Below are 24,931 nucleotides of genomic sequence, written 5' to 3'. Positions count from 1 at the left end.
TGGGCCCGGCCACGGCGCCGATGGTCGTGGCCCACACGACGAGCGAGAGCGAGCGGGCCCGGGTCTCGTCGGTGGCGAGGTCCGTGGCGGCGTACCGCGCCGCGTTGTTGGCCGACGTCGTGGCGCCGAGCATCATCGCGCCGGCGAGGAGCAGCGCCATCGACCCGAGCACCCCGGCCAGGACGGCGGTCAGCGCCCCGCCCGCGCCCACGACGTACCCGGTCATCAGTCCGGCGCGCCGTCCGCGGCGCGCCATCAGCGGCGCCAGCAGGAAGGAGATGACCGCGGCGCCGAGGACCTGCGCGGTCTGGGCGAGCCCGGCCATCGACTCCGATCCCGACAGGTCGCGGGCGAGCAGGGAGGCGGTCGCGATGCCGATGGTGATGCCGACCGCGCCGACGGCCTGGGTCAGGACGAGGACGCGGACGGTGCGCCGCTGCAGGGACCCGAGGCCGAGATCGGGGTCGACGATGCCGGTCACCGCTCGTTGTCCGGCAGCTCGAGGACCTCCCACACCGCGCGCCAGACCGCCTTCGGCTCCATGCCGGCGTCGAGCGCCTGGCGGACCGTGCGCTGGCCGAGCGCGGTGATCACGAACTGGTCGGCCCACACCTGCGCGTAGGCGTCGCCGAGGTGACGGTCCATCCGCGCCCAGAACTCGGTGTGCCTCACTCCCCCATGATCCAACGGACGTCCCACCGGTGGTGCACCAGGTCGTGCAGGTGGTAGCGGCCGATCGTGTCGACGGTGAAGAGGCTGCCGTTGCTGCGCCGGCCGGGCCGATCCCAGGCGTCGTTGCGGACCCCGTCGTAGCCGGCCGCGACCCTCTCACCCGCCGCCAGCAGATCCGGTACGACGTCCGCGGCCCGCTGCTCGTCGTACCGCTCCGTCACGGCGGTCTCGTCCTGGTCCCAGTCGGCGAACTGCGGGTCGTCCTCGGTGAGCATCTGCTCGAGGCGCCCGGCGAACACCCGGTTCACGTCGCGGACGTGGCAGGCGTACTCCACCGGCGACCACACGCCCGGAGCGGGGCGCTGGGCGGCGCGCGGGTCCCCGAGTGCGGTCGCCCAGAAGGCGGCGTTGTCGCGGACGGCGTCGCCGAGTCCGGCGCGCTCGACCGCGGCCGGGTCGAATCCGCACTCGGGGCACGGCCGCTCGAGCACCCAGGTCCAGTCCTTGGTGTCGGGGGCGATCCGGCTGTCGACTCCGCTGTTCTCGACGCTGTCCTCGACCATCATGGGCCGATCCTCGCGGCCGCGACCGCCGCGCGCGAGCGATATCCGGTCATCCGCCGTCGATCCGCCGCCAGCGTCGTCCTAGGCTTTTGCACCGTGCCGAGTCCGGGGATCGTCGAGTCGCGTGGTCGCCGACGGCTGCTGCGGCACCCGGCGCAGGCAGTGGTGCTCGCGTTCCTGCTCGCCGACGTGGTGGGCACGGCGCTGCTGATGCTTCCGCCGGCCCGGACAGGAGCAGGTGGCGCCGATCCGCTGACCGCGTTGTTCACCTCCACCAGCGCGGTGTGCGTGACCGGCCTGTCGACGGTCGACACACCGCACTACTGGTCGACCTTCGGCCAGCTCGTCATCCTCGCCCTCATCCAGGTCGGCGGCTTCGGGATCATGACCCTCGCCTCCCTGCTGACGATCGTCGTGTGGCGCCGCCTGGGGCTGCGCTCGCGGCTGACCGCCGCCGCCGAGACCAAGGCGCTGGGCCCCGGCGAGGTGCGACGCGTGCTCAAGGGCGTCCTGCTGATCACCGTGTCCTGCGAGCTGGTGGTCGCGGCGTGCCTGACCCTGCGCTTCGCGCTCGGGTACGACGAAGGCTGGGGCCGAGCGTCGTACCTCGGCGCCTTCCACGCGGTCTCGGCCTTCAACAACGCGGGCTTCGCGCTCTACAGCGACAACCTCGTCGGCTTCGTCGGCGATCCGTGGATCTGCATGCCGATCGCACTCGCCGTGATCGCCGGCGGTCTGGGCTTCCCGGTGTGGCTCGAGGTCCTCCGCCACCGGCGCCGCTGGCGGCAGTGGAGCCTGCACACGACGATGACGGTCGGCGCCACGGCGGTGCTGCTGGTGCTCGGCACCGTGCTGATCACGGTCGGCGAGTGGAACAACCCGGCCACCCTGGGCTCGATGGACGCGCCCGGGCGGGTTCTGGCGGGCTTCTTCCACGCGGTCATGCCGCGCACGGCCGGGTTCAACTCCATCGACTACGGCGACGTCGCGGGCGGCACTCTGCTGATCACCTGCATCCTGATGTTCATCGGCGGCGGCTCGGCGGGCACGGCCGGCGGCATCAAGGTGACCACCTTCGTGCTGCTGTTCTGGGCGATCCTCGCCGAGGTGCGCGGCGAGCGGGACGTCGAGGCCCACGGCCGGCGCATCGACGAGCGCGCGGTGCGCCAGGCCCTGACCGTCGCCCTGCTGAGCGTCGGAGCCGTCTCCACGGCGACCGTGGTGCTGACCGAGCTGACCGAGCACGCCCTCGATGCGATCTTCTTCGAGGTGGTCTCCGCCTTCGCGACCGTCGGGCTGTCGACCGGCATCACCGCCGACCTCCCGGGCCCGGCCCAGCTCGTCCTGGTCGCGCTGATGTTCCTGGGTCGCCTCGGCCCGGTCACCCTCGTCTCCGCGCTCGCCCTGCGCGAGCGTGGCCACCTCTACCGGCTCCCGGAAGGCAGGCCCCTCATTGGCTAAGAACCTGACCAACGGCGTGGTCGTGATCGGGCTCGGACGGTTCGGCCAGTCCCTCGCTCTCGAGCTCGTGGCCCACGGCGAGGACGTGCTCGGCATCGACGCCGACCCGCGGGTCGTCGCCTCTCTCGCCGGACGGCTCACCCATGTCGTCGAGGCCGACTCCACCAACGAGGAGGCGATGCGGCAGCTCTCGGTCGGGGAGTTCTCGCGCGCGGTGATCGGCATGGGCAACGACCTCGAGGCGAGCATCCTGTCCGCGACCGTCGCCATGGAGCTGGGCGTCGAGCACGTGTGGGCCAAGGCGATCAGCGGATCCCACGCCCGGATCCTGGAGCGGATCGGCGTACGGCACGTCGTGCGCCCCGAGCACGACATGGGCAAGCGGGTGGCCCATCTCGTGCGCGGCGAGGAGATCCTCGACTACGTCGAGTTCGACGACGACTACGCGTTCGCCAGGGCGCCGGCGCCGCGCGCCCTGCACGACCGCTCCCTCGGCGGGCGCGGGGTGCGTCAGGAGTTCGGGATCACCGTCGTGTCGGTGAAGCACCTCGGGCGCACCTTCGAGTACGCCACGCCCGAGACCGTGATCCGGCCGGGTGACGAGGTGATCGTGTCCGGCCCGGCCGCGAAGGTGGAGGCCTTCAGCAACCTCAGGTGACCTCGGCCCCGTCGAAGGCGGAGCGGGCCACGAACCGGAAGCGGTCGCCGCGGAAGACCGAGCGGGTGTACTCCACCGCACGGCCGTCCGCGTCGTGGGCGGTACGCCGGATCACCAGCATGGGGGCGCCGGTGTCGACGCCGAGCACCCCGGCCTCGTGCGGGCTGGCGAGGCCCGTCTCGACGACGTCCTCGGCGCGCGCGAGCGTGACGCCGTAGGCCTCGCGGAGCGTCTCGTAGAGCGAGCCGCGCCGCTCGAGCTCGGCGCGCAGCCGGGGCAGCCGCCCGGGCAGGTGGGCGACCTCGAGCGCCAACGGCTCGCCGTCCACCAGCCGCAGTCGCTCGACCCGGTGCACGCGGCCACCGGGCTCGAGGCCGAGGGCTGCGCTCACGTCGGGCAGCGCCCTGCCGTGGGTCACCTCGAGGATCCGGCTGGACGGCTGGCGGCCCTGGGACCGGAGGTCCTCGCTGTAGGAGGTCATCTGGTGCACGTAGACGCGGTCCGGCTCGGCCACGAAGGTGCCGCTGCCCTGCGTCCGGGCGATGCGACCGTCGGCGGCCAGCGCGGCGAGAGCCTGGCGGACCGTCGTACGGGATGTCGCGAACCTCGCCGCCAGGTCGCGCTCGGTCGGCATCGGCGAGCCGGGCTCCTGCTCCGCGATGAGCTCGACGATCTGCTCCATCACCAGGTGGTACTTCGGCGCCCGCGCTTCCACGGAGACACGCTAGCAGATTTGGCCTATACCAATCTCTTGACAGCCCGCTGTGGCCCGTGTCACTCTCCTATTGGTATAGACCAAAAGCCCACCCGGGCACTTTCGAAGGAGACGACATGGGTCTGGCGAAGGACCTGAAGGGGGCCTCCCGACTGGGAGTGCTCGTCGCGATCTCGGCCGCGACGGTCGGAGTCATCTACGGCTACGACTCCTCCAACATCGGCGGCGCGCTCCTCTACCTCAAGGAGACCTACCACCTCTCCGAGGCCAAGGCCGGACTGGTCGCCTCGATCGTCGTCTTCGGCGAGATCGCCGGCGCCCTGGTCGGCGGCCGGCTCGCGGACCGTTTCGGCCGCAAGCCGGTCATGGTCGGCGTCGCCGCGACGTTCGCCCTCTTCTCGCTGATGTCCGCGCTCGCCTGGGACATCCCCAGCCTGATGGTGGCCCGCTTCCTGCTCGGCCTGACCATCGGCGTCTCGGTGGTCGTGGTTCCGGTCTTCGTGGCCGAGTCCGCGGCGACGGCCATCCGCGGAGCGCTGCTCGTGCTCTACCAGGTCGCCACCGTCACCGGCATCATCCTCGGCTACGTGATCGCGATGATCCTCGCGCAGGTGATCGGCGGCGCCACGGACGCCGGCGCCGGCGACACCTGGCGCTGGCTGCTGGGACTCGCCGCCATCCCCGGCGTCCTCGTCACCCTCCTGCTGCTCCGCCTGCCCGACACCGCCCGCTGGTACGTCATGCACGGCCGCCGCGCCGAGGCCGAGCGGGTCATGACGCAGATCGACCCGAACGCCGATGTCGTCCGGGAGCTCGACGACCTCGAGGCCGAGTTCCGCTCCGGCGCCTCCCTCACCCTGACCCAGGGCCTGCGCAAGATGTTCACCGGCAAGTACCTCCGCGCCTCGATCTTCGTGATCGGCCTCGGCTTCTTCGTCCAGATCACCGGCATCAACGCGGTCGTCTACTACGGCCCGCAGATCTTCGAGGCGATGGGCGTCGAGAGCGACATCGCCAAGCTCGGCCTCTCCGCGCTGGTCCAGGTCTTCGGCCTGCTGGCCGTCTTCGGCTCGATGGCGATCGTCGACCGCGCCGGTCGCCGCCCGATCCTGCTCACCGGCATCGGCGTGATGATCGCGGCCAACGTGCTGCTGATCGTCACCTTCCTCAACGGCACCGAGAAGGGCGACACCGTCACCCTCGGCGGTTCGCTCACCGTCCTCGCCTTCATCGGGCTGGTGCTCTTCGTCGCGGGCTTCACCCTGGGCTTCGGCGCCCTGGTGTGGGTGTACGCCGGCGAGAGCTTCCCCTCCGACCTGCGCTCGCTCGGCTCCAGCGCGATGCTCACCTCCGATCTCGTCGCCAACGTGATCGTCGGCCTGGTCACCCTGCAGATGCTCAAGGCGTGGGGCGGCTCCGGCACCTTCATGTTCTTCGGCGCGATGGCGGTCCTGGCCTTCCTCTTCATCGCCAAGCTGGCCCCCGAGACCAAGGGCCGCCCGCTCGACGACGTGCGCCACTACTGGGAGAACGGCGGCTCCTGGCCCGTCGAGTCCGCTCCCTCCACCGGGACCGCCACGGGTCCGACCGTCGTCGCCGGCCGCCCGGACCAGGACTGAGACCGATGCACGTCATCGGGATCGACATCGGCGGGTCCAAGACCCATGCGGTCAGCTACCTGTCCACCGCGTCGGGGCCGACGCTGGTGGAGGCGTACGCCGCCAGCGCCAACATCGCCTCCGTGGGCGAGGACGAGGCGGAGCTGCAGATCGCGGCGGTGCTCGCCGACCTCGCCGACCTCGGCCACGGCGGCGTCGCCGACGTCGTCTGCGCCGGGGCGGCCGGTGCCGACTCCGCCGCCGCCGAGCAGCGTCTGCGCGCGCTGCTCGGCCGGCGTACCGGAGGCGCGCGGGTGGAGGTCGTCCACGACGCCCACCTGATCCTCGCCGCAGCCGGCGCGTCCGAGGGGATCGCGGTCATCTCCGGCACCGGGTCGGTGGCCTGGGGACGGCTCCCCGACGGGCGCACCGCCCGAGCCGGCGGCTGGGGCTACCTGCTCGGCGACGAGGGCAGCGGCTACGGCATCACCCGCGATGCCGTGCGCCACGCCCTGCGTCGGGCCGACCTGGGCGCCGGCGTCGACCCGCTGACCGCGGCGCTGCTCGAGGCCTGTGGCGATCCCGATCCGCACGCCCTGCTCGACCACTTCTACCGCCGCGCCGAGCGGCGCTACTGGGCCGGCCGGGCCGGGGTCGTCTTCGAGGTGGCCCGCACGGGCGATCCCGCGGCCACCGCCATCCTGGAGGACGCCGCAGCGAGCCTCGCCACGCTGATCCGCCAGGTCCACGCCGCGCTCGGAAGTCCCACGGACCTGCCGGTCGTCCTGGGCGGAGGCGTCGCGTGCAACCAGCACGGGTTCGCCGACCTCGTCCGCCGCCAGCTCGGCGAGGGCGACCCGACCGACGTCCGCACCATCAGCCAGGATCCGGCGCACGGCGCGCTCGCGCTCGCCCGGCGCCTCCACGAGTCACCCGTCACGACCACCTCTGCAGGAGACCACCGATGACCGTCGACCAGACCACCCGCCCCGGCGCCCTGATGGCGACCGAGATCCAGGAGCAGCCCGCCGTCTGGCGCCGGCTCCTCGCAGCCGCCGGCGAGGACAGCGACATCGCCCGCGCCGCCGCTCTGGTGCGGGCCTACCAGCCGCGCTTCGTCCTCTTCGTCGCCCGCGGCACCAGCGACCACGCCGCGCTCTACGCGAAGTACGTCGCCGAGATCGTCCACGGGCTGCCGTGCGGCCTGGTCTCACCGTCGACCATGACCGCGTACGGCGCCCGTCCCGATCTGACCGGGGTCCTCATGATCGGCATCAGCCAGTCCGGTGGCTCGCCCGACCTCGTCCAGTCCCTTGCCGCCGCGCGGGAGCACGGCGCGCTGACCGTCGCGATCACCAACAACGCCGGCTCCGCTCTCGCGAGCGCCGCCCGGGCCCATGTCGACATCCAGGCCGGTCCGGAGCTCGCCGTGGCCGCGACGAAGTCCTACACGGCACAGCTGCTGGCCGTGCACCTGCTCCTCGCGGCGGTGCGCGGCGAGGATGCCGGCTCGGCCGCCCCCCTGCCGGACGCCGCCGAGGCGCTGGTCGCCGGTGACGCGACCGTGGCGGAGCTCGCGCAGCGCTACCGGTTCGCCTCCCGGCTGGTCACCACCGGGCGCGGATACTCCTACCCGACCGCCCGCGAGGGCGCCCTGAAGCTGATGGAGACCTGCTACCTGTCGGCCCAGGCGTTCTCCGGCGCGGACCTGCTGCACGGCCCGCTGGCCATGATCGACCCCCAGGTGCCCGTGCTCGCGGTCGCCGCCGAGGGCGTCGGCGGTGCCGCGATGAGCCAGGTGTTCCCGCGCCTCGCCGAGCAGGGCGCCGACGTCTTCTGCATCGGTACGCCGGACACCGTGGCGGCTGCGGACGCCGGCGTCGTGCTGCCGACGGGCGTGCCCGAGCAGCTCTCGCCGCTGCTCGAGATCATCCCGCTGCAGCAGCTCGCCCTGCACCTCGCCCTCGCCCGCGGCGGCAACCCGGACGCCCCCCGGGGCCTGCGCAAGGTCACCGAGACCCTGTGACCACGATCAGCGAGCCCGTGACCGAGCGACGGGTCCTCACCGCCGCGGTCGTCGTCGCCGGCGGCACGGTGCACCGCCCCGGGTGGCTGGTGGTCGAGCACGGCCTGGTGAGCGCCGCCGGATCGGGCACGCCGCCCGCCTCCGTCGGCCCGGCTGACGTCGTACTCGGGGACGTGGTCGTCGTCCCCGGCTTCGTGGACATGCACGTCCACGGCGGCGGGGGCGCGACCTTCACCGACGGCACCGTCGAGGCGGCGCGCACGGTGGTCTCTGCCCACCGGGCCCACGGCACGACGCGTCTGGTCGCCAGCCTGGTCAGCGCACACCCGGATCCGCTGCGGGAGCAGGTCGCCACACTGGCCGGTCTCGTCGAGTCCGGCGAGCTGGCGGGCATCCACCTGGAGGGCCCTTGGCTCTCTCCCACCCGGATCGGCGCGCACGACCCGGCAACCGTGCGCCCACCCGACGCGGACGAGATCCACAGCCTGCTCGACGCGGGTCGCGGCGGGATCGCGATGGTCACCATCGCCCCCGAGCTGCCCGGCGGGCTCGCCGCGGTCGAGCAGCTGCGCGAGGCCGGCGTCGTGGTCGCGGTCGGGCACACCGAGGCCAGCTACGACCAGGTCCGCGCCGCCATCGCGGCCGGCGCCACCGTCGGCACCCACCTGTTCAACGCGATGCGGCCGATCATGCACCGCGAGCCCGGTCCTGTCGTCGCCCTGGCGGAGGCGCCCGGGGTCGTGGTGGAGTTGATCGTCGACGGCGTGCACCTGCACCCCGCGATGTACGACCAGGTACGCCGCTGGGTCGGCCCGTCGCGGATCGCCCTGGTCACCGACGCGATGGCCGCGGCCGGGATGGCCGACGGCGCCTACACCCTGGGCTCGCTCGACGTCACGGTCGAGGGGGGCCAGGCCCGGGTCGCCGGCACCGACACGATCGCCGGCGGCACCGCCACCACCGACCAGCTCTTCCGGGCGGCAGCGGGCGGGCCGGACGGGGTGGACGACGACGAGATCCTGCTCCAGGCCGTGGAGCAGACCTCCGTCGTCCCGGCACGGGCGCTGCGGCTGCCGCGGCACGATCTCGCTCCCGGCACGCCGGCAGACCTCGTCGTCCTCGACCGCGACCTGCAGGTGCGGCGGGTGCTGGTGCGGGGAGCCTGAGCTGAGCCTGAGCCTCGGGTCAGCCGACGGCCGCGGTGCCGAACGCGACGTTGAAGCGGTCGCACCAGATCACGACCGAGCGCATCGGGGCGAGATCGGCCGAGGCGGGGATCTCGTAGTTCTGACTGCCCCGGTTGCCCTTGAGCGGACCCAGCCTCACGGAGGCGCCGTCGTCGTAGATCCCCCACGAGTCGCGACAGCCCTCGCAGTCTCCGCCGCTGGGCCGGTCGGTCAGCCACACGTGCAGGTCAGGACCGTTCGAGGTCTCGAGGTCCTCGATCCGCAGGAACCGGCTGCCGTCGCTGCGGCGGTAGATCACCGCCTTCCCGGTGGTGCCGTGCTCACCGTCGATGAAGCGTGCGGACGCGAGCACGACCCGGGTCGGGGCGCCATCGGTCGCCGACGGGACCGCCGAGTCGGTCAACCCTCCCGACGCCGTCCCGACGACGGTCGCCGGATCGTCGCCCTCGTGGACGTCGTCGTCCACGAACAGCAGCCAGGGCTCGAAGATCATCAGAGCGGCCACGAGGGCCGCGACCAGGACAGCCCCGATCGCCAGCCAGACGCCGCGCCGGCCCCTCATGCGACGCCCTGACGGACACCGGTCAGGTCGACCTCACGAAGGGGGTCGCCACCGTCGACGAGGAGCCGGCCCCGCGGGGTGAGCGCGGCGGCGATCCGTGGCAGTGCGCGTGTCCCGGCCTTCGGGTGGCGACCGTCCAGCGCGCCGACGCGGACCGCGAAGGCGAGGTCGTACGGCGCCTCGCCGGGCAACAGCTCGAAGTCCTCGATCGCGGCACAGCGGACGCTCAGGACCCCGAGCCGGATCTCGTCCTCGGCGGCCCGCTCGGTCAGGGCGACACCTCGCACCGATCGGTCGACGACGAGGACGTGACCACGCGCCCCGACGCGGCGCACGACCTCCCGCGCAGCCGCTCCCGGCGCCCCGCCGATCTCGAGCACCCGCATCCCCTCACGCAGGGGAAGGGCGTCGACGACTTCCGCCAGCCGTGCCGAGAGTCCCGTCATGGCGACAGCCTAGGCGGGACGGCGCGCACCGCACCCGATCGTTCTTGCGGTCAGGCGCTCCAGGTCCGTACGACGAGCGGCACGCCCGGTCGGTAGGCGAGGTGCACGTGGGTCGGTGCGTCGAGCATCAGCAGGTCGCCACGGGCTCCCGGGACCAGCCTGCCGACGTCGGTGCGGCCGAGCGCGGCGGCACCGCCCGCGGTCGCGGCCCAGACCGCCTCGGCCGGAGTCATCCCCATCTCCCGCACGGCCAGCGCGATGCAGAAGGGCAGGGAGCTGGTGTAGCAGGAGCCCGGGTTGCAGTCGCTGGCGAGTGCGACGGTGACGCCCGCTTCGATGAGTCGGCGACCCGACGGGTAGGGGTGCTTGGTGGAGAACTCGACGCCCGGCAGCAGGGTCGCCACGGTCCCGGCGTCGCGCAGGGCGTGGACGTCGTCGTCGGTGAGATAGGTGCAGTGGTCGACGGCGGCCAGGCCGAGCTCCGCGGCCAGGTGGACGCCCGGACCCTCGCCCAGCTGGTTGGCGTGCAGCCGTCCCTTCAGGCCCACGGCCGCCCCCGCCGCGAGGATGGTGCGCGCCTGGTCCTCGTCGAAGGCGCCCCGCTCGCAGAAGACGTCGATCCACGACGCGTGCGGCGCGGCGGCCTCCAGCATGGGGCCGGTGACCAGGTCGACGTAGCCGGCCGGGTCGTCGGCGTACTCGGGCGGCACGACGTGCGCGCCGAGGAAGGTGGTCTCGTCGGTGAACTGCCTCGCCACCTTCAGCGAGCGCGCCTCGTCGTCGACCGAGAGGCCGTAGCCGGACTTGATCTCGAGGGTGGTCGTGCCCTGCCTGCGCATCTCGGCGACGTGGCGGGCGACGCCGGCGGTGAGCTGCTCGTCGGAGGCGGCGCGGGTGGCGGCGACCGTGGTGCGGATGCCGCCGGCGGCGTACGACTCCCCCGCCATCCGGGCCTGGAACTCCAGGGCCCGGTCACCGGCGAAGACGAGGTGGCTGTGGCTGTCGACGAAGCCCGGCAGGACCGCCCGGCCCTCGGCGTCGACGACCTCGTCGGCGGCGGGCGCCTCGGCGGCCGAGCCCACCCATTCGACCAGGCCGTCGGAGACGACGACGGCGGCGTCGGTGCGGACGCCGAGCAGGTCGCCGGACTCGGCGGGGTCGTTGGTGACCAGCTCGCCGATGTTGGTGATGAGCAGGCTCATGCGTTCCAGACCTTTCCGATCGCGTCGGCGAGCGAGCGGCCCACCTGGCCGTGGTCGCCGTCGAAGACCACCTTGCCGTCGACGACGACGTGGGTGACGTCGGCGCCGCCGGCGGCGAAGACGGCGGTGTGCTCGTCGGCTCCGGTGCCGGCCGTGCGCGAGGACGTGAGGTCGACGGTGACGAGGTCGGCGCGCCGGCCGACCGCGATCTCGCCGGCGTCGGCGAAGCCGAGGCTGCGGTGGCCGTCGGCGGTGCCGGCGTGGAGGAGCTCGGCGGCGGTCCAGTGGCCGCGGGCCTGGGTGGCGAGGCGCTCGTCCATCTCGACGGCGCGCATCTCCTCGAACGCGTCGATGATCGCGTGGCTGTCGGAGCCGAGCGTCAGCACGGAGCCGGCGGCCTGCAGCTGCCGGGCCGGGCCGATGCCGTCGCCGAGGTCGCGCTCGGTGGTCGGGCAGAACGACGCGAACGCGCGCGCCTCGCCGAGCAGCCGGATGTCCTCGTCGGTGAGATGCGTGGCGTGGACGGCGCTGGTCATCGGGCCGAGGAAGCCGTGGTCGGCGAGCAGCCGGGTCGGCGTGACGCCGTGGGCGGTCACGCAGTCGGCGTTCTCCTTGACCTGCTCGGAGAGGTGCACGTGCACCGGCACCCCACCGTCGACGTACGGCGCGAACACCTTGAGCGCGTCGGCGGGGACCGCACGCACGGAGTGCGCGGCCACACCGATCAGCGCGTCGGCGCCGGTCAGCGGCGCGAGGGCGGAGACCCGCTCGTGCCAGGCCTCGGCGCTGCCGTCGGAGAAGCGCTGCTGGACGCCCTCGGGGGCGGCGCCGAAGCCGCTCGAGAGGTAGAGCGTGTCGAGCAGCGTGATCCGGATGCCCGCGTCACGCGCCGCGGCGAGCAGGGCGTTGCCCATCGCGTTCGGGTCGTCGTACGGCGTCCCGTCGGGCTGGTGGTGGAGGTAGTGGAACTCCCCCACCGAGGTGTAGCCCGCCGCGACCATCTCGGCGTAGGTCGCCCTGGCGAGCTCGTAGTAGGTGTCGGGGTCCAGGCGTCCCGCGACGGCGTACATCTGGTCGCGCCAGGTCCAGAAGGTGCCGCGGTCGGTCTGGGTGCGACCGCGCAGCGCCCGGTGGAAGGCGTGGCTGTGGGTGTTGGCGAACCCGGGCAGGGTCAGGCCCCGCAGGGGGACGCCGGTCTCGGTCGCGTCGGGCACGACCGAGGTGATCCGGCCGCGCTCGACCTCGACCCGAACGGTGTCCTGGACGCGGCCGTCGACCCAGGCGTGCTCGAGGAGGTAGGCGGTCACTTCGCCACCTCGCCCGCCACCAGTCCGGTCAGCGCGTCGGCGAGCGCCTCGACGCCCGCGAGGCAGTCGGCCGTCTCGGCGCTCTCGTACGGCGAGTGCGAGACGCCCGAGGGGTTGCGGACGAAGAGCATGGCGGTGGGGATGCCGGCGTCCTGCAGGATGCCGGCGTCGTGGCCGGCCTGGGTCGGCAGGATCGGGACGCCCCCCAGGAGTCCGGCGAGCTCGTCGCGCAGGGCCGGGTCGAAGGCGACCTCGCCGCTGACCGACTCGGCGGTCACGGTCACGGTCGTGCCGTCGCGCCCGGCGCGCTCGGTGGCCTGGCGCTCGATCTCGCTCACCAGGCTGACGAGGGCCGCGTCGGACTCGGCGCGCGCGTCGAGCCACGCGGTCACGTGGGACGGGACCGCGTTGGTGCCGTTGGGGCGTACGTCGATCCGCCCGAAGGTGGCCCGCTGGCCCTGGAGCCGCGCCTGCTTGTTGGCGGCGAGCGCGGTCATCGCGTAGGTCAGCATCGGGTCGACGCGGTCCTCCATGCGGGTGGTGCCCGCATGGTCGGCGCGGCCGGCGATGTCGTAGCGGTAGCGGCCGTGCGGCCAGATGCCGTCGTGCACGCCGACCGGGGCGTCGAGGTCGATCAGGCCGCGGCCCTGCTCGACGTGGAGCTCGACGTAGGTGGCGACCCCGTCGAGCATGGTCGACTCGCCGCCCTCGATGACGTCGCCGAGGCGGACGCCGTCGCGGTCGGTCAGCTCGGCCGCGTCGGACCACTTGGTCGCGCCGACGGCGAGCCGGGAGCCGAGGCAGGCCCGGCCGAAGCGGGAGCCCTCCTCCTCGACGAAGGCGGCGACGCCGAGGCGCCGGGTCGGCTCCACGCCGCGCTCGCGCATCAGGTCCAGCGCGGCGAACGAGGAGACGACACCGAGCGGGCCGTCGTACGCGCCTCCGTCGAGGACGGAGTCGAGGTGGGAGCCGGTGAGCACCTTGCCGGTGCTCGCGAACTCTGCGGCCGGCCCCCACCAGGCGACCAGGTTGCCGAACGGGTCCTCCTCGACCTCGAGCCCGCGCGCGGTGGCCGCCTCGCGGAACCACGCACGGAGCTCGAGCTCCGCCGGGTGCCACGGTTGACGGAAGTAGCCGCCGGACGACGCCGAGCGGCCGATGGGCGTGAGGTCACGCCACATCTGCTCGAAGCCGGGGAGGTTCGACACCGGACTCAGCCCTCCTGCATCGGGATCCGGACGCCGCGCTCGGCGGCGACCTCGACGGCGCGGTCGTAGCCGGCGTCGACGTGGCGGATGACGCCCATGCCGGGGTCGTTGGTCAGCACGGCCTCGATCTTCGCGGCGGCGAGCTCGGTGCCGTCGGCGACGCAGACCTGGCCGGAGTGGATCGAGCGGCCCATGCCGACGCCGCCGCCGTGGTGCAGCGAGACCCAGGTGGCGCCGGAGGCGACCGCGGTCATCGCGTTGAGCAGCGGCCAGTCGGCGATCGCGTCGGATCCGTCGAGCATGGCCTCGGTCTCGCGGTACGGCGAGGCGACCGAGCCGCAGTCGAGGTGGTCGCGGCCGATCACGATCGGCGCCTTGAGCTCGCCGCTCTTGACCATCTCGTTGAACTTCAGGCCCGCCAGGTGGCGCTCCTTGTAGCCGAGCCAGCAGATGCGCGCCGGGAGGCCCTGGTAGTGGACCCGCTCCTGCGCCATGCCGATCCACTTGTGCAGGCGCTCGTTGTCGGGGAACAGCTCGAGGATCGCCTTGTCGGTGGCGGCGATGTCGGCCGGGTCACCGGAGAGCGCGGCCCAGCGGAAGGGGCCCTTGCCCTCGCAGAACAGCGGGCGGATGTACGCCGGGACGAAGCCCGGGAACTCGAAGGCCCGCTCGTAGCCGCCCTTGCGGGCCTCGTCGCGGATCGAATTGCCGTAGTCGAACACCTCGGCGCCGGCGTCCTGGAACTCCACCATCGCCCGCACGTGCGCGGCCATCGACGCCTGGGCGTCCTTGGTGAAGCCGGCCGGGTCGCGCTCGGCGGCCGCCTGCCAGTCCTCGAAGGACACACCCACGGGGAGGTAGGACAGCGGGTCGTGCGCCGACGTCTGGTCGGTGACGATGTCGATCGGGGCCTTCATCTCGAGGAGCTTCGGGAACACCTCCGCGGCGTTGCCGAGCAGGCCGATCGACAGGCCCCGCTTCTCGTCGCGGGCCTGGACGGCCAGCTCCAGGGCGTGCTCCAGGCTGTCGGCCTGCACGTCGAGGTAGCGGTGGTCGATGCGGCGGGTGATCCGGCTCTGGTCGACGTCGACGCAGATCGCGACGCCGTCGTTCATGGTGACGGCGAGCGGCTGGGCGCCGCCCATGCCGCCGAGGCCGGCGGTCAGGGTGATGGTGCCGGCGAGGGTGCCGTCGAAGCGCTTGTCGGCGACGGCGGCGAAGGTCTCGAAGGTGCCCTGCAGGATGCCCTGGGTGCCGATGTAGATCCACGAGCCGGCCGTCATCTGGCCGTACATCGTCAGGCCCATCTCCTCGAGGCGGCGGAACTCCTCCCAGTTGGCCCAGTCGCCGACCAGGTTGGAGTTGGCGATGAGCACGCGCGGGGCCCACTTGTTGGTCTTCCACACGCCGACCGGCTTGCCGCTCTGGACGAGCATCGTCTCGTCGTCCTCGAGGTCGCGCAGGGTGCGCACGAGGGCGTCGTACGCCTCCCAGTTGCGGGCGGCCTTGCCGGTGCCGCCGTAGACGACGAGGTCCTCGGGACGCTCGGCGTTCTCGGGGTCGAGGTTGTTCATCAGCATCCGCAGCGGCGCCTCGGTCTGCCACGACTTCGCGGTCAGCTCCGTGCCGGTGGCGGCGTGGATGGGCAGGCGGGGGTTGGTCTGGCCGGACTGGCTGGACGAGGTGGTCATGCGAGTTCTCCGATCACGTTCGCGACGGCCGCGGTCACGGAGCGGTCGGCGACGAGCTGGTAGGCGGTTTCGATCTCGGGGGCGAGGAATCGGTCGGTTCCCGGGCCGCCGACGCCGGCCTCGCGGAGCAGGTCCACGACGGCGCCGGTGGCGGGGCTGGGGGTCAGGGGCGCGCGCAGGTTGAGCGCGCGGGCGGCGGTCATCAGCTCGATGGCGAGGACCCGGGTGAGGCCGTCGACGGCCTTGCGCAGCTTGCGGGCCGAGGACCAGCCCATGGAGACGTGGTCCTCCTGCATCGCGCTGGAGGGGATCGAGTCGACGCTGGCGGGGTTGGCCAGGCGCTTGAGCTCGGAGACGATCGCGGCCTGGGTGTACTGCGCGATCATCAGACCCGAGTCCACGCCCGGGTCGTCGGCCAGGAACGGCGGCAGGCCGTGGTTGCGGGCCTTGTCGAGGAAGCGGTCGGTACGACGCTCCGAGATCGACGCGAGGTCGGCGGTGACGATCGCGAGGAAGTCGAGCACGTAGGCGACCGGCGCGCCGTGGAAGTTGCCGTTGGACTCGACGCGGCCCTCGTCGGCGAGGACGACCGGGTTGTCCACCGCGGAGGCGAGCTCGCGCGCGGCGACCGAGGCCGCGTGGGCGACGGTGTCGCGGACTCCGCCGTGGACCTGCGGGGAGCAGCGCAGCGAGTAGGCGTCCTGGACCCGGTTGCAGTCGGGGCCCCGGTGGGAGGCGACGACGCCGGAGTCACGCAGCAGCGCGGTGAGGTTGGCCGCGGAGGCCGCCTGGCCGGGGTGCGGGCGGATGGCCTGCAGCTCGGGGGCGAAGACCCGGTCGGTGCCGAGCTGGCCCTCGACCGACATGGCCGCCGAGATGTCGGCGATCTTGAGCAGCTCGGTGAGGTCGTTGATCGCGAGCACCAGCATGCCGAGCATGCCGTCGGTGCCGTTGATGAGGGCCAGGCCCTCCTTCTCGTGCAGCTCGACCGGCGCGAGACCGGCGGCCGCGAGGGCGGTGGCGGCGTCGGTGAGCTCGCCGGCCGCGTTGCGGACCGGGCCCTCGCCCATGAGGGCGAGCGCGCAGTGGGCGAGGGGGGCGAGGTCGCCCGAGCAGCCGAGCGAGCCGTACTCGTGCACGACCGGGGTGATCCCGTGGGTGAGCAGCGCGGCGAGCAGCTCGGCGGTCTCGCGGCGGACGCCGGTGCGGCCGGTCGCGAGCGTCGAGAGCCGCAGCAGCATGAGGCCGCGGACGACCTCACGCTCGACCTCGGGACCGCTGCCGGCGGCGTGCGAGCGGACCAGCGAGCGCTGGAGCTGGGCACGCAGCTCGGGGGCGATGTGGCGGGTGGCGAGCGCACCGAAGCCGGTCGAGACGCCGTAGTGGGGCGTCGGGGACGCGGCGAGGTCCTCGATGACCGCGCGCGCCTTGTCGATCGCGGCGAGGGCATCGTCGCTGAGCACAACCGGGGCGCCGCCGCGAGCGACCGCTACCACGTCGTCGAACGAGATCGCGCCCGTTCCAACCGTCACATTCTCCATGTCTCGATCTTGGGGCCTGGGGGTGACGCCCACTAGGGGCGTAGGACATGATGAGTCTCAGATCTGAGACTTACCGGCCCGCTCAGGCGGGAGAAGGAGCTCGACATGGCGCAGGTCCCCGCAGCGACCAGGGCCCTCAAGGTGCTCCGTTTCCTGGCCGGCCAGCCGGAGCCCGTGCCGGTCGAGCGCATCGCGCGGGAGCTGGGGATCCCCCGGTCCACGACGTACCACCTGCTCCAGGCGATGGCCGAGGAGGCCTTCGTCGTGCACCTCGCCGACGACCGTCGCTACGGCCTCGGCGTGGCCGCGTTCGAGGTCGGGTCCGGCTACTCCCGCCAGGCACCGCTGCAACGACTGGCCCGCCGTCCCCTCGCGACCCTGGTCGACCGGACGGGACACAGCGCCCACCTCGCGGTCCCCCACGGTCGCGACGTGCTCTATGTCGTCGAGGAGCGGGCCCCCGGCCGCCCACCGCTCGTCACCGACGTCGGCGTCCGGCTGCCCGCGCACCTGACCGCCAGTGGCCGCGCGATCCTCTGCCAGCTGCCGCCGAGCCAGGTCCGCGCGCTCTACCCGGACAAGGCGTCCTTCGTGGACCGGACCGGGCTCGGCCCCAGCTCCCCCACCGGCCTGCGCTCGATCCTGTCCGAGACCCGCCAGCGCGGCTTCGCGGTCGAGGACGGCGAGGTGACCGCGGGCATGGCCAGCGTCGCAGCGGCAGTCCTCGACCACAACGAGATGCCCGTCGCCGGGGTCGCGATCACCTACCCGACCGACGAGCTCGACGAGCGGCAGCGCGAACGGCTGGCCGGCGCGGTCGTCTCGACCGCCGCGACGCTGAGCCGGCGGCTGCGGGGGCGGTAGGCCGAAGCTGTCGGCTGTCCCCCGGTCCGATCGCCACACCGACAAGCGGCAGGTCTCCCGCGTTGGTCTCGTCGAGGTGGACGTGAGCTCCCTTCGGCAGGTCCCGAGGCGTCCCGCCACCCAGCACCGGGGCGCAGCCCCCGGCAGGAGTCATCCACAGGTTCACACTCCGGGGTTGCCCCCGAAGCCGACCTCGTTGCCGTCCGGATCGCGGTAGATCACCTTGCGCACTCCGTCGCCGTAGACCTCTTCGGTGGCCGGCTCGACACCGCGCTCCGCGATCGCCGTGACCCTGGCGGCGAGGTCGTCGACGAAGAGCGTCTGGGCGGCATAGCCCGCCCGCTCCGGTCGCTCCTCCACGACCAGCCAGCGGTGCGGGGCCACCTCCCAGACGGACTCCTTCTCGTGCGCCATGAAGGTGGGCGGGCCGCCGAGCAGCGCGTCGTACCACGGTCGGGCCAGCGCATGGTCGCGCACGCAGATGCCCGCGAACAGCTCGACTCCGTCAGCCAGGAAATCGCTCATGCAGGTACGGACCGATCGGCGCTGCCGGACTCATCGGTACGACGCACGCGGGCGGCCCACCACGCGTGGACCTCGTCGCTGCCGGCGTAGGCAGCGGTCATCACCCGTCCCGCGGCCACCAGCAGACCGGCTCGCTCGTCCGCCCCCGCCCTCTGGGCTCGTCGCGCCAGCTCGGCCCCCTCCGCCCCGGCACCGGCGTCGGCCGGCAACGGGAGCGCGCCGAGCTGGCGGGCGCTGACCTTGACCGAGCCGGGCGTCAGGCCGGTGCCGAGGTAGCGGGTGGCCGCGTGGGCGACGACCGGAGGAGCGAGGAGGACGGCGAGCAGGCGCCACAGGTCCGCCCGGTCGTGGGGTACGACGCTCACCACCGGGACCGACGGCAGCCAGGCGCCGGCCTCGTCGGCGACGGCCTCGATCACCCGTCCCTGCCCGGCCACGAGCAGCTTGGGGACCAGGCGGGCCCCGGCCCACGGGGCCAGCGCGCCGTCGGCACGCAGCGCGTCGAGGTCGACCGCGGGGGCGTCGTACCGCCGGCGGGCGAAGCGGGTCGGGGCCGTGCCCCAGCGGGACTCGGCGGGCTCGATCAGGCCGGTCGTGATGAGCGGGGTGCCGCCGGGCAGGCGGTCGTGGACGAACGGGGCGAGCCCGTAGTACTGGTCGCGGAAGTCGGCGGTGCAGGTGGCCAGATCGCCGATCGTGCCCGTGTCGGACGACAAGGTGACCGTCGGGATGCCGAAGGCCGGGGCCGCCAGGGCGCCCCACGACTCCGGGTCGGTCGCCGGCGAGGCGCCGATCCGCACGACGGGGACACACGTCGACACCGACGTTCCGGTGAAGACCGGCCGCTCGCTGCACCAGAAGTCGGTGACCGCCCCCTGTTCGGCGATCGCGGCGCGCACCGGGCCGGCGTCCCGGGCGGCGAGCACCGAGATCGGCTGCACGAGCGCGACCGCCCCGCCCGGTGCGACATGGTCGAGCGCCCGGCGCAGGAAGACCGCACTGGTGTCGGTGTAGGCGCCCAGGCCGCGGCGGTGCTCCTCGCTGCGCCCCGCCGACCGGCGCCGCAGCTGGCCGAGGAAGGGCGGGTTGCCGACCACCGCGTCGAACACCTGCCCCTCCCACGCGGTCAGTCCGTCCGCGACGATCACCTGCCGGGCGATCTGCTCCGCCGGGACGCTCGGATCCTCGGCCCGGAGCCGCTCCCGGGCGATCCGCACCGCCTCCTCGTCGAGGTCGGACCCGTGCACCGCCCGCACACCCGCGCGCCGCGCAGCGGCGACGAGGAAGTGCCCAGTGCCGCAGGCGGGATCGAGCACGGTGGCCGCGCCGGGGAGCGCTCGGTCCAGCACCCAGTCCACCAGCTCCGCCGGCGTGTAGAAGGCCCCTTGGGAGCGGCGCCGATCGCGCTCGTGGAGGGCGAGGCGGCGCTCGTACTCGTCCGCGGCCTCGTCTGCCCCGGTCCGGCACGCCATGCTGGCGACCCTAGCCCGGATCCACCGGACTGAGCGCAAGCCTGTTATAGTCATTTTGACTACAACATCGAGGAGTCGAGAATGACCCGCACCGGACTGCTGACCGACCGCTACGAGCTCACCATGCTCGACTCGTTCGTTCGCGACGGCAGCGCCCACCGCCCGGCCGTCTTCGAGGCCTTCGCCCGGCGCCTGCCCGAGGGCCGTCGCTACGGGATGCTCGCCGGCCTCGGCCGACTCCTCACCGCGATCGAGGAGTTCACCTTCGACGCCGACGAGATCGTCTGGCTGCGCGAGGAAGGAGTGATCGGCGACGAGACCGCCGCGTGGCTGGCCGACTTCCGCTTCCGCGGTCACATCGACGGCTACCGCGAGGGCGAGCTCTACTTCCCCGGAAGCCCGATCCTCGCGGTCACCGGAACCCTCGGCGAGTGCGTCGTGCTGGAGACGCTCGTCCTCAGCATCCTCAACCACGACACCGCCATCGCGAGCGCCGCGGCCCGCATGGTCGACGCGGCGAAGGGCCGGCCGATCATCGAGATGGGCGGGCGTCGTACCCACGAGCGGGCCGCGGTCGCCACCGCGCGCGCGGCGTACCTCGCCGGCTTCGCCTCGACCAGCAACCTCGCCGCCGGGCGCGCGTTCGGCGTCCCGACCGCCGGCACCGCCGCCCACGCGTTCACGCTCGCCCACGACACCGAGGCGGACGCCTTCCGCAGCCAGGTCGAGGCGCTCGGCGTCGGCACGACGCTGCTGGTCGACACCTACGACATCGAGCAGGGCATCCGGACCGCCGTCGAGGTCGCCGGCACCGGGCTGGGCGCGGTGCGCATCGACTCCGGCGACCTCGCCGAGGAGTCGCACAAGGCGCGCGCCCTGCTCGACTCACTGGGGGCCACCGAGACCCGGATCGTGGTCACCAGCGACCTCGACGAGTTCGTGATCGCCGCCCTCGCCGACGCGCCGATCGACGGGTACGGCGTCGGCACGCGGGTCGCCACCGGCTCGGGCCACCCCACCGCCAGCATGGTCTACAAGCTCGTGGCCATCGCCGACGACGAGGACGCGCCGCTGCGACCGGTGGCCAAGAAGTCCAAGGACAAGGCCTCCACCGGTGGGCGCAAGCACCCGTTCCGTGAGTACGACGGCGACGGACTGCTCGTCGCGGAGATCGTCACCGCGCAGGACGCCCCCGGCCCCGGGCCGGGCGCCGTGCCGGTGCAGATCCCCCTGGTCCGCGGTGGCACGACCGTGCACCGACCGAGCCTGGCCGAGGTGCGCGCGTTCGCCGCCTCGGCGCTCGCCACCCTTCCGGCCGACGCCCGCACCGTGGCCGCCGGTCCGGCGTACCTGAGCACCACGTTGGTCGAGGCGGCCGCGCAGCGACCGTCTCGAGACCCCCGAAAGGAGAAGGCAATGGCGCAACCGACGAGAGGTCTCATCGTCGTCGACGTGCAGAACGACTTCGTCGAGGGAGGCTCGCTCGGCGTCGCCGGCGGCCGCGACGTCGCCGGACGGATCAGCCGTCACCTGGCCGAGCACGCCGGCGACTACGCCGTCGTCGCGGCCTCCCGCGACTGGCACCACCGCGACGACACCAACGGCGGCCACTTCCACGAGCCCGGCGAGGATCCCGACTTCGTGACGACCTGGCCCGTGCACTGCGTGCAGGGCGAGGCGGGCTCCGAGTACGCGCCCGAACTGGAGACCGGCGCCGTCACCCACCACATCGTCAAGGGCATGGGCGTTCCCGCCTACTCCGCCTTCGAGGGCGTCTCGGAGTCCGGGGAGCGGCTGGTCGACATCCTGCGCGACGCCGGGGTGACCGAGGTCGACGTCACCGGCATCGCCACCGACCACTGCGTCCGGGCGACCGCACTCGACGCCCGTGAGGCCGGCTTCGCCGTCCGCCTGCTGCCCGGGCTGCACGCCGGCGTCGCCCCGGAGACCTCGGCGGCGGCGATCGAGGAGATGGCGACCGCCGGCGTGGAGGTGTCGGCGTGAGTGCCGAGCACCCGCCGTTCGCGGTGGCCGTCGACCTGGCCATCTTCACCATTCGCGACGGCGCCCTGGCGGTGCTGCTGGTCGAGCGGGGCGAGGAGCCGTTCGCCGGCTCCTGGGCCCTGCCGGGCGGGTTCGTCGAGCCGGACGAGGATGCAGAGCAGGCCGCGTGGCGCGAGCTGCGCGAGGAGACCGGCCTCAGTGACTCCGTGCGCTTCGCCGGCCACCTCGAACAGCTCAGGACCTACTCGGCCCCCGACCGCGACCCGCGGATGCGGGTCGTGTCGGTCGCCCACGTCGCGCTCGCGCCCGACCTGCCGGAGCCGCAGGCCGGCACCGACGCCGCGGACGCCCGCTGGTGGGTCGTCGACGACCTCCTCGAGGGGGACGACGGGCCGGCCCTGGCCTTCGACCACCGGCAGATCCTGCTCGACGCGCGCGAGCGGGTCCGGGCCAAGCTCGAGTACACCACCCTCGCCACCGAGTTCGTCTCCGAGCCGTTCACCCTCCCCGAGCTGCGCCGGGTGTACGCCGCGGTGTGGGGCTCTCCCCCGGACCTGGGCAACTTCCGGCGCAAGGTGCTCGGCACCGAGGGCTTCGTGATCCCGACCGACACCCGGGGCGAGGCGACGGAGGCCGGCGGGCGCCGGGCGCTGCTCTACCGCCGGGGCCCGGCCACCGTCGTCCAGCCGCCGATGGCACGGGGCTGACGGCCGGCGCGCCGGGTTCCGCCGGGGGTCCGTCCTACGGTGCGTCCACGCAGCGACCACCGACAGGATCACACCATGAGCGAGATTTTCGGCGACGAAGCCTTCGAACTGCTGGCAGATGAAGGCGGCAGGGCCGCGGCCGCCGCGGACGTCTCATACGTCCGCCGTCAGCGCCGCCTTCGTGACAGGCCCACCATGTCGCTCACCGAGGCCGTGCGCCGGGCCAACGACCACCTCCGCTCCAAGGGCATCAATTGCGTCGTAACCGAGGACAAGGCGCTCGCTAACCCGGCTCAGGACCTGTGGATCCTCGGCTACCGGGATCCAGATCGTCCTGACGAAATCCTCTGCGGCGGCGGCCTGATCGTGCGAGCCTCTGGAGAGATCGGAGCCGCGTCGTCACTCCCAGACGGACCGGAGCTGATTGGCACCGTGCCGCCACCCGACGACGAGGAGGACTGGATGCTGCCGGAGCGCTGGGAAGAGGTTTTGGACGACTGGATGCGCAGTCCAAGGCGGACCGAGCTCATGGAGTTCGTCGATCGTGCGTATGCAACCGGAACCGTCTACCCACCACGAGAGAAGATGTTGCGGGCGTTCGAGCTCACGTCATACGACGACGTCCGGGTGGTCATCGTCGGACAGGACCCGTACCCCGGCGCCGGGCACGCGGACGGCCTCGCCTTCTCGACGCCTCAGTCACGGAAACTGCCGTCCTCACTGAGGAAGATCTTCGACGTCCTCGAACAGGATCTCGATGTCACTCCGACGCAGGGCAGCGTCCTCGAGCCCTGGGCACGCCAGGGCGTCCTCCTGCTCAACACCGTGCTCACGCTCGACGCCGAGGCGGAGACCCGCTCAAACTCACATCGCAAACGGGGCTGGGAGGACTTCACGGACGCCGTGATCCGGGCACTCGACAAACGGAAAGAGCGCGTCGTGTTCCTTCTGTGGGGCGAGCCGGCCAAGAAGAAGGCCACGCTGGTCACCAACCCTCAGCACGTCGTCATCCCGGATGCTCACCCAGCAGCACGGTCGACTGCTCTCCAGCAGTTCGGCAGCTCGCAGCCGTTCAAGCAAGCCAACGAGGCACTGGCGGCTGCCGGCCTGCCAACGGTCGAGTGGGGCGTCTCTCAGGCATAACCACCTCGCCCTTTGTTATCAACCAAAGGATTGACAACGATTCCGTCGCAGGTGTCTACTCAACCACATGGTTGATCAAGACGACCGGCTGACGCGGGTCTTCGGCGCCCTGGCCGACCCGACGCGGCGCGACATGGTGGCCCGCCTGGCGGCGGGCGACGCGACGGTGAGCGAGCTCGCGGCGCCGTACGACGTCTCGCTCCAGGCGGTCTCCAAGCACCTCAAGGTGCTCGAGGAGGCGGGCCTGGTCCGCCGCAGCCGCGACGCCCAGCGGCGTCCGGTCCATCTGGACGCGGAGGTGTTCGACCTGATGACGAAGTGGATCGAGCGCTACCGGCAGCAGGCCGAGGAGCGCTACCGACGACTCGACCAGGTCCTCGCCCGGATGCAGGGCAAGGACTCCCCCACCGACGAGCAACGACACGAAGGAGCAGCAGGATGAGCACGAGCAGCAGTACCAGCACCGCCCCCGAGGTCCTGATCGAGGCGGACCCCGACGTCCCCACGGTCCGGATCGTCCGCGAGTTCGACGCGCCGCGCGACCTGGTGTTCCGTGCCCACGTCGATCCCGAGCTCGTCAAGCAGTGGCTCGGGCCCGACTCGATCGGCATGGAGATCGACGTGTGGGACATGCGCACCGGCGGCGAGTACCGCTACACGGCGACCCGGGACGGCGCGGAGGTCGCGCACTTCTACGGCGCGGTGCACCGGGTCAACGAGAACGAGAGGATCGTGCAGACCTTCGGCTTCGAGGAGATGCCCGACGCGGTCAGCCTCGACACGTTGGACTTCGTCGAGCTCCCCGGCGGCCGCACCCGGCTCGAGGCGCTCTCGGTGGTCTACGACTTCGAGTCCCGCGCCGGGATGCTCGCCAGCGGCATGGAGGTCGGCGTCAACGAGGGGTACGCCGCCCTCGACCGCCTGCTCGCGTCGCTCACCCAGGACCGGACGTGATCCCGGGCAGCCCGGCCGAGGAGCACCGCAGCATCGCCGGCACGTTCGGCGAGCGGGTGCGCGGCGTGACCGACTGGGACGCTCCCAGCCCGGTCGCGGACTGGCGGGCGCGCGACGTCGTACGCCACCTCGTGGAGTGGTTCCCCGCGTTCCTCGCCGACGGCTCCGACGTCCGCCTGCCGGCGGGTCCGTCGGTCGACGACGACCCGGTCGCGGCGTGGGAGCACCAGGCCGCCGCCGTGCAGTCGGTCCTCGACGACCCGGCCCAGGCGGACGTCACCTTCGCCCACCCCCGGCTCCCCGCGATGCCGCTCCCCCAGGCGGTCTCGCGTTTCTACACCGGCGACGTCTTCATGCACACCTGGGACCTCGCCCGGGCCACCGGCCAGGACGACAGCCTCGACGCCGAGCGCTGCCAGCAGATG

The 24,931-nt window shown here is 72.8% G+C and carries 26 protein-coding genes and 1 pseudogene; 14 read left to right on the top strand and 13 right to left on the bottom strand.

The features are described 5' to 3' along the window. The 3 genes from FHP29_RS11190 to FHP29_RS11180 all read right to left on the bottom strand — a co-directional run. Window positions 1-481, bottom strand: a 481-nt coding sequence (locus tag FHP29_RS11190) for an MFS transporter (RefSeq protein ID WP_240044447.1), incomplete at its 3' end; no start/stop codon positions are given. Further along, window positions 478-672, bottom strand: a complete 195-nt coding sequence (locus FHP29_RS11185) for a DUF3046 domain-containing protein (protein ID WP_139622952.1) — start codon at window positions 670-672, stop codon at window positions 478-480. The genes FHP29_RS11185 and FHP29_RS11190, both read right to left, overlap by 4 nt. Next, entirely contained in the window at window positions 669-1,238 is a 570-nt protein-coding gene (locus FHP29_RS11180; RefSeq protein ID WP_240044446.1) for a DinB family protein, read from the bottom strand. The genes FHP29_RS11185 and FHP29_RS11180 overlap by 4 nt, the downstream gene beginning before the upstream one ends. 93 nt (window positions 1,239-1,331) lie before the next feature. On the opposite strand from FHP29_RS11180, the gene FHP29_RS11175 reads away from it, so the two are divergent. Further along, window positions 1,332-2,696 carry a TrkH family potassium uptake protein gene (locus FHP29_RS11175; protein ID WP_240044445.1) on the top strand — a complete coding sequence of 455 codons (1,365 nt, stop codon included), beginning with the start codon at window positions 1,332-1,334 and terminating at the stop codon, window positions 2,694-2,696. After that, window positions 2,689-3,354 (top strand): potassium channel family protein, encoded by a 666-nt coding sequence (locus tag FHP29_RS11170; protein ID WP_240044444.1) that lies wholly within the window; start codon window positions 2,689-2,691, stop codon window positions 3,352-3,354. The genes FHP29_RS11175 and FHP29_RS11170 overlap by 8 nt, the downstream gene beginning before the upstream one ends. Here the strand turns inward: FHP29_RS11170 and FHP29_RS11165 are convergent. Next, a complete protein-coding gene (locus FHP29_RS11165; protein WP_240044443.1) occupies window positions 3,347-4,069 on the bottom strand; it encodes a GntR family transcriptional regulator in 723 nt (240 codons plus the stop codon). The genes FHP29_RS11170 and FHP29_RS11165 overlap by 8 nt on opposite strands. Before the next feature lie 116 nt (window positions 4,070-4,185). Here FHP29_RS11165 and FHP29_RS11160 point away from each other — a divergent pair, with 116 nt between their 5' ends. Genes FHP29_RS11160 through nagA form a run of 4 tightly spaced genes read left to right on the top strand, consistent with a single transcriptional unit; the run spans window position 4,186 to window position 8,859 of the window. Continuing rightward, window positions 4,186-5,688, top strand: a complete 1,503-nt coding sequence (locus tag FHP29_RS11160; protein WP_139622951.1) for a sugar porter family MFS transporter — start codon at window positions 4,186-4,188, stop codon at window positions 5,686-5,688. Between the two features lie 5 nt (window positions 5,689-5,693). Beyond that, a complete protein-coding gene (locus tag FHP29_RS11155; protein ID WP_139622950.1) occupies window positions 5,694-6,635 on the top strand; it encodes an N-acetylglucosamine kinase in 942 nt (313 codons plus the stop codon). Further along, on the top strand, window positions 6,632-7,693 hold the full coding sequence (locus FHP29_RS11150; protein ID WP_205014041.1) for an SIS domain-containing protein: 1,062 nt from the start codon (window positions 6,632-6,634) through the stop codon (window positions 7,691-7,693). The genes FHP29_RS11155 and FHP29_RS11150 overlap by 4 nt, the downstream gene beginning before the upstream one ends. Next, the gene (gene nagA, locus FHP29_RS11145; RefSeq protein WP_240044442.1) at window positions 7,690-8,859 is read left to right on the top strand and encodes an N-acetylglucosamine-6-phosphate deacetylase; all 1,170 of its coding nucleotides are present in this window, start codon (window positions 7,690-7,692) and stop codon (window positions 8,857-8,859) included. The genes FHP29_RS11150 and nagA overlap by 4 nt, the downstream gene beginning before the upstream one ends. Before the next feature lie 19 nt (window positions 8,860-8,878). Here the strand turns inward: nagA and FHP29_RS11140 are convergent, their stop codons facing one another. Genes FHP29_RS11140 through hutH form a run of 7 tightly spaced genes read right to left on the bottom strand, consistent with a single transcriptional unit; the run spans window position 8,879 to window position 16,837 of the window. Further along, window positions 8,879-9,442 carry a DM13 domain-containing protein gene (locus FHP29_RS11140; protein ID WP_139622949.1) on the bottom strand — a complete coding sequence of 188 codons (564 nt, stop codon included), beginning with the start codon at window positions 9,440-9,442 and terminating at the stop codon, window positions 8,879-8,881. Then, a complete protein-coding gene (locus tag FHP29_RS11135) occupies window positions 9,439-9,888 on the bottom strand; it encodes an SAM-dependent methyltransferase (protein WP_139622948.1) in 450 nt (149 codons plus the stop codon). The genes FHP29_RS11140 and FHP29_RS11135 overlap by 4 nt, the downstream gene beginning before the upstream one ends. Before the next feature lie 50 nt (window positions 9,889-9,938). After that, complete coding sequence (gene hutI / locus FHP29_RS11130; RefSeq protein WP_139622947.1) at window positions 9,939-11,090, bottom strand: imidazolonepropionase; 1,152 nt, start codon at window positions 11,088-11,090, stop codon at window positions 9,939-9,941. Continuing rightward, window positions 11,087-12,397, bottom strand: coding sequence for a formimidoylglutamate deiminase (locus tag FHP29_RS11125; protein WP_139622946.1), 1,311 nt, complete (start codon window positions 12,395-12,397; stop codon window positions 11,087-11,089). Before FHP29_RS11125 ends, hutI begins: the two co-directional genes overlap by 4 nt. Continuing rightward, the gene (locus FHP29_RS11120) at window positions 12,394-13,605 is read right to left on the bottom strand and encodes an allantoate amidohydrolase (RefSeq protein WP_338036847.1); all 1,212 of its coding nucleotides are present in this window, start codon (window positions 13,603-13,605) and stop codon (window positions 12,394-12,396) included. The genes FHP29_RS11125 and FHP29_RS11120 overlap by 4 nt, the downstream gene beginning before the upstream one ends. 5 nt (window positions 13,606-13,610) lie before the next feature. Next, the gene (gene hutU, locus FHP29_RS11115; protein ID WP_139622945.1) at window positions 13,611-15,296 is read right to left on the bottom strand and encodes a urocanate hydratase; all 1,686 of its coding nucleotides are present in this window, start codon (window positions 15,294-15,296) and stop codon (window positions 13,611-13,613) included. Beyond that, on the bottom strand, window positions 15,293-16,837 hold the full coding sequence (gene hutH / locus FHP29_RS11110; RefSeq protein WP_139622944.1) for a histidine ammonia-lyase: 1,545 nt from the start codon (window positions 16,835-16,837) through the stop codon (window positions 15,293-15,295). The genes hutU and hutH overlap by 4 nt, the downstream gene beginning before the upstream one ends. A gap of 105 nt (window positions 16,838-16,942) precedes the next feature. On the opposite strand from hutH, the gene FHP29_RS11105 reads away from it, so the two are divergent. After that, the gene (locus tag FHP29_RS11105) at window positions 16,943-17,701 is read left to right on the top strand and encodes an IclR family transcriptional regulator (RefSeq protein ID WP_139622943.1); all 759 of its coding nucleotides are present in this window, start codon (window positions 16,943-16,945) and stop codon (window positions 17,699-17,701) included. 162 nt (window positions 17,702-17,863) lie between these two features. Here FHP29_RS11105 and FHP29_RS11100 read toward each other — a convergent pair whose 3' ends face one another. Together FHP29_RS11100 and FHP29_RS11095 are read right to left on the bottom strand one after the other, a co-directional pair. Then, window positions 17,864-18,226: a VOC family protein gene (locus FHP29_RS11100; RefSeq protein ID WP_139622942.1), complete on the bottom strand. Its 363-nt coding sequence runs from the start codon at window positions 18,224-18,226 to the stop codon at window positions 17,864-17,866. Then, window positions 18,223-19,698, bottom strand: coding sequence for an N-6 DNA methylase (locus tag FHP29_RS11095; protein WP_158296544.1), 1,476 nt, complete (start codon window positions 19,696-19,698; stop codon window positions 18,223-18,225). Before FHP29_RS11095 ends, FHP29_RS11100 begins: the two co-directional genes overlap by 4 nt. An 81-nt stretch (window positions 19,699-19,779) precedes the next feature. Between FHP29_RS11095 and FHP29_RS11090 the strand changes: the two are divergent. The 7 genes and pseudogenes from FHP29_RS11090 to FHP29_RS11065 form a co-directional block, all read left to right on the top strand. Further along, a pseudogene (locus tag FHP29_RS11090) lies at window positions 19,780-21,069 on the top strand (nicotinate phosphoribosyltransferase); the annotation flags it as partial. 45 nt (window positions 21,070-21,114) lie between these two features. Next, window positions 21,115-21,702: an isochorismatase family protein gene (locus FHP29_RS21680; RefSeq protein ID WP_158296562.1), complete on the top strand. Its 588-nt coding sequence runs from the start codon at window positions 21,115-21,117 to the stop codon at window positions 21,700-21,702. After that, complete coding sequence (locus tag FHP29_RS11085) at window positions 21,699-22,409, top strand: NUDIX hydrolase (RefSeq protein ID WP_139622939.1); 711 nt, start codon at window positions 21,699-21,701, stop codon at window positions 22,407-22,409. Before FHP29_RS21680 ends, FHP29_RS11085 begins: the two co-directional genes overlap by 4 nt. A gap of 75 nt (window positions 22,410-22,484) precedes the next feature. After that, window positions 22,485-23,552: a uracil-DNA glycosylase gene (locus tag FHP29_RS11080; protein ID WP_139622938.1), complete on the top strand. Its 1,068-nt coding sequence runs from the start codon at window positions 22,485-22,487 to the stop codon at window positions 23,550-23,552. Between the two features lie 67 nt (window positions 23,553-23,619). Next, complete coding sequence (locus FHP29_RS11075; protein WP_139622937.1) at window positions 23,620-23,994, top strand: ArsR/SmtB family transcription factor; 375 nt, start codon at window positions 23,620-23,622, stop codon at window positions 23,992-23,994. Then, a complete protein-coding gene (locus FHP29_RS11070; protein WP_139622936.1) occupies window positions 23,991-24,506 on the top strand; it encodes an SRPBCC family protein in 516 nt (171 codons plus the stop codon). The genes FHP29_RS11075 and FHP29_RS11070 overlap by 4 nt, the downstream gene beginning before the upstream one ends. Then, window positions 24,503-24,931, top strand: a 429-nt coding sequence (locus FHP29_RS11065) for a maleylpyruvate isomerase family mycothiol-dependent enzyme (protein ID WP_139623302.1), incomplete at its 3' end; no start/stop codon positions are given. The genes FHP29_RS11070 and FHP29_RS11065, both read left to right, overlap by 4 nt.

Source organism: Nocardioides albidus, from assembly GCF_006335005.1.
Classification (GTDB): Bacteria; Actinomycetota; Actinomycetes; order Propionibacteriales; family Nocardioidaceae; genus Nocardioides; species Nocardioides albidus.
Note: the sequence above shows the minus strand (reverse complement) of the source record. Positions and strands in the feature narration are given on the sequence as shown.

Coding starts and splice junctions, on each gene's coding strand:
- FHP29_RS11180 (WP_240044446.1), bottom strand. CDS start 1,238: ATGATGGTCGAGGACAGCGTCGAGAACAGCGGAGTCGACAGCCGGATC.
- FHP29_RS11160 (WP_139622951.1), top strand. CDS start 4,186: ATGGGTCTGGCGAAGGACCTGAAGGGGGCCTCCCGACTGGGAGTGCTC.
- FHP29_RS11155 (WP_139622950.1), top strand. CDS start 5,694: ATGCACGTCATCGGGATCGACATCGGCGGGTCCAAGACCCATGCGGTC.
- FHP29_RS11150 (WP_205014041.1), top strand. CDS start 6,632: ATGACCGTCGACCAGACCACCCGCCCCGGCGCCCTGATGGCGACCGAG.
- FHP29_RS11140 (WP_139622949.1), bottom strand. CDS start 9,442: ATGAGGGGCCGGCGCGGCGTCTGGCTGGCGATCGGGGCTGTCCTGGTC.
- FHP29_RS11135 (WP_139622948.1), bottom strand. CDS start 9,888: ATGACGGGACTCTCGGCACGGCTGGCGGAAGTCGTCGACGCCCTTCCC.
- hutI (WP_139622947.1), bottom strand. CDS start 11,090: ATGAGCCTGCTCATCACCAACATCGGCGAGCTGGTCACCAACGACCCC.
- hutU (WP_139622945.1), bottom strand. CDS start 15,296: ATGACCACCTCGTCCAGCCAGTCCGGCCAGACCAACCCCCGCCTGCCC.
- hutH (WP_139622944.1), bottom strand. CDS start 16,837: ATGGAGAATGTGACGGTTGGAACGGGCGCGATCTCGTTCGACGACGTG.
- FHP29_RS11105 (WP_139622943.1), top strand. CDS start 16,943: ATGGCGCAGGTCCCCGCAGCGACCAGGGCCCTCAAGGTGCTCCGTTTC.
- FHP29_RS11100 (WP_139622942.1), bottom strand. CDS start 18,226: ATGAGCGATTTCCTGGCTGACGGAGTCGAGCTGTTCGCGGGCATCTGC.
- FHP29_RS11095 (WP_158296544.1), bottom strand. CDS start 19,698: ATGGCGTGCCGGACCGGGGCAGACGAGGCCGCGGACGAGTACGAGCGC.
- FHP29_RS21680 (WP_158296562.1), top strand. CDS start 21,115: ATGGCGCAACCGACGAGAGGTCTCATCGTCGTCGACGTGCAGAACGAC.
- FHP29_RS11080 (WP_139622938.1), top strand. CDS start 22,485: ATGAGCGAGATTTTCGGCGACGAAGCCTTCGAACTGCTGGCAGATGAA.
- FHP29_RS11075 (WP_139622937.1), top strand. CDS start 23,620: ATGGTTGATCAAGACGACCGGCTGACGCGGGTCTTCGGCGCCCTGGCC.
- FHP29_RS11070 (WP_139622936.1), top strand. CDS start 23,991: ATGAGCACGAGCAGCAGTACCAGCACCGCCCCCGAGGTCCTGATCGAG.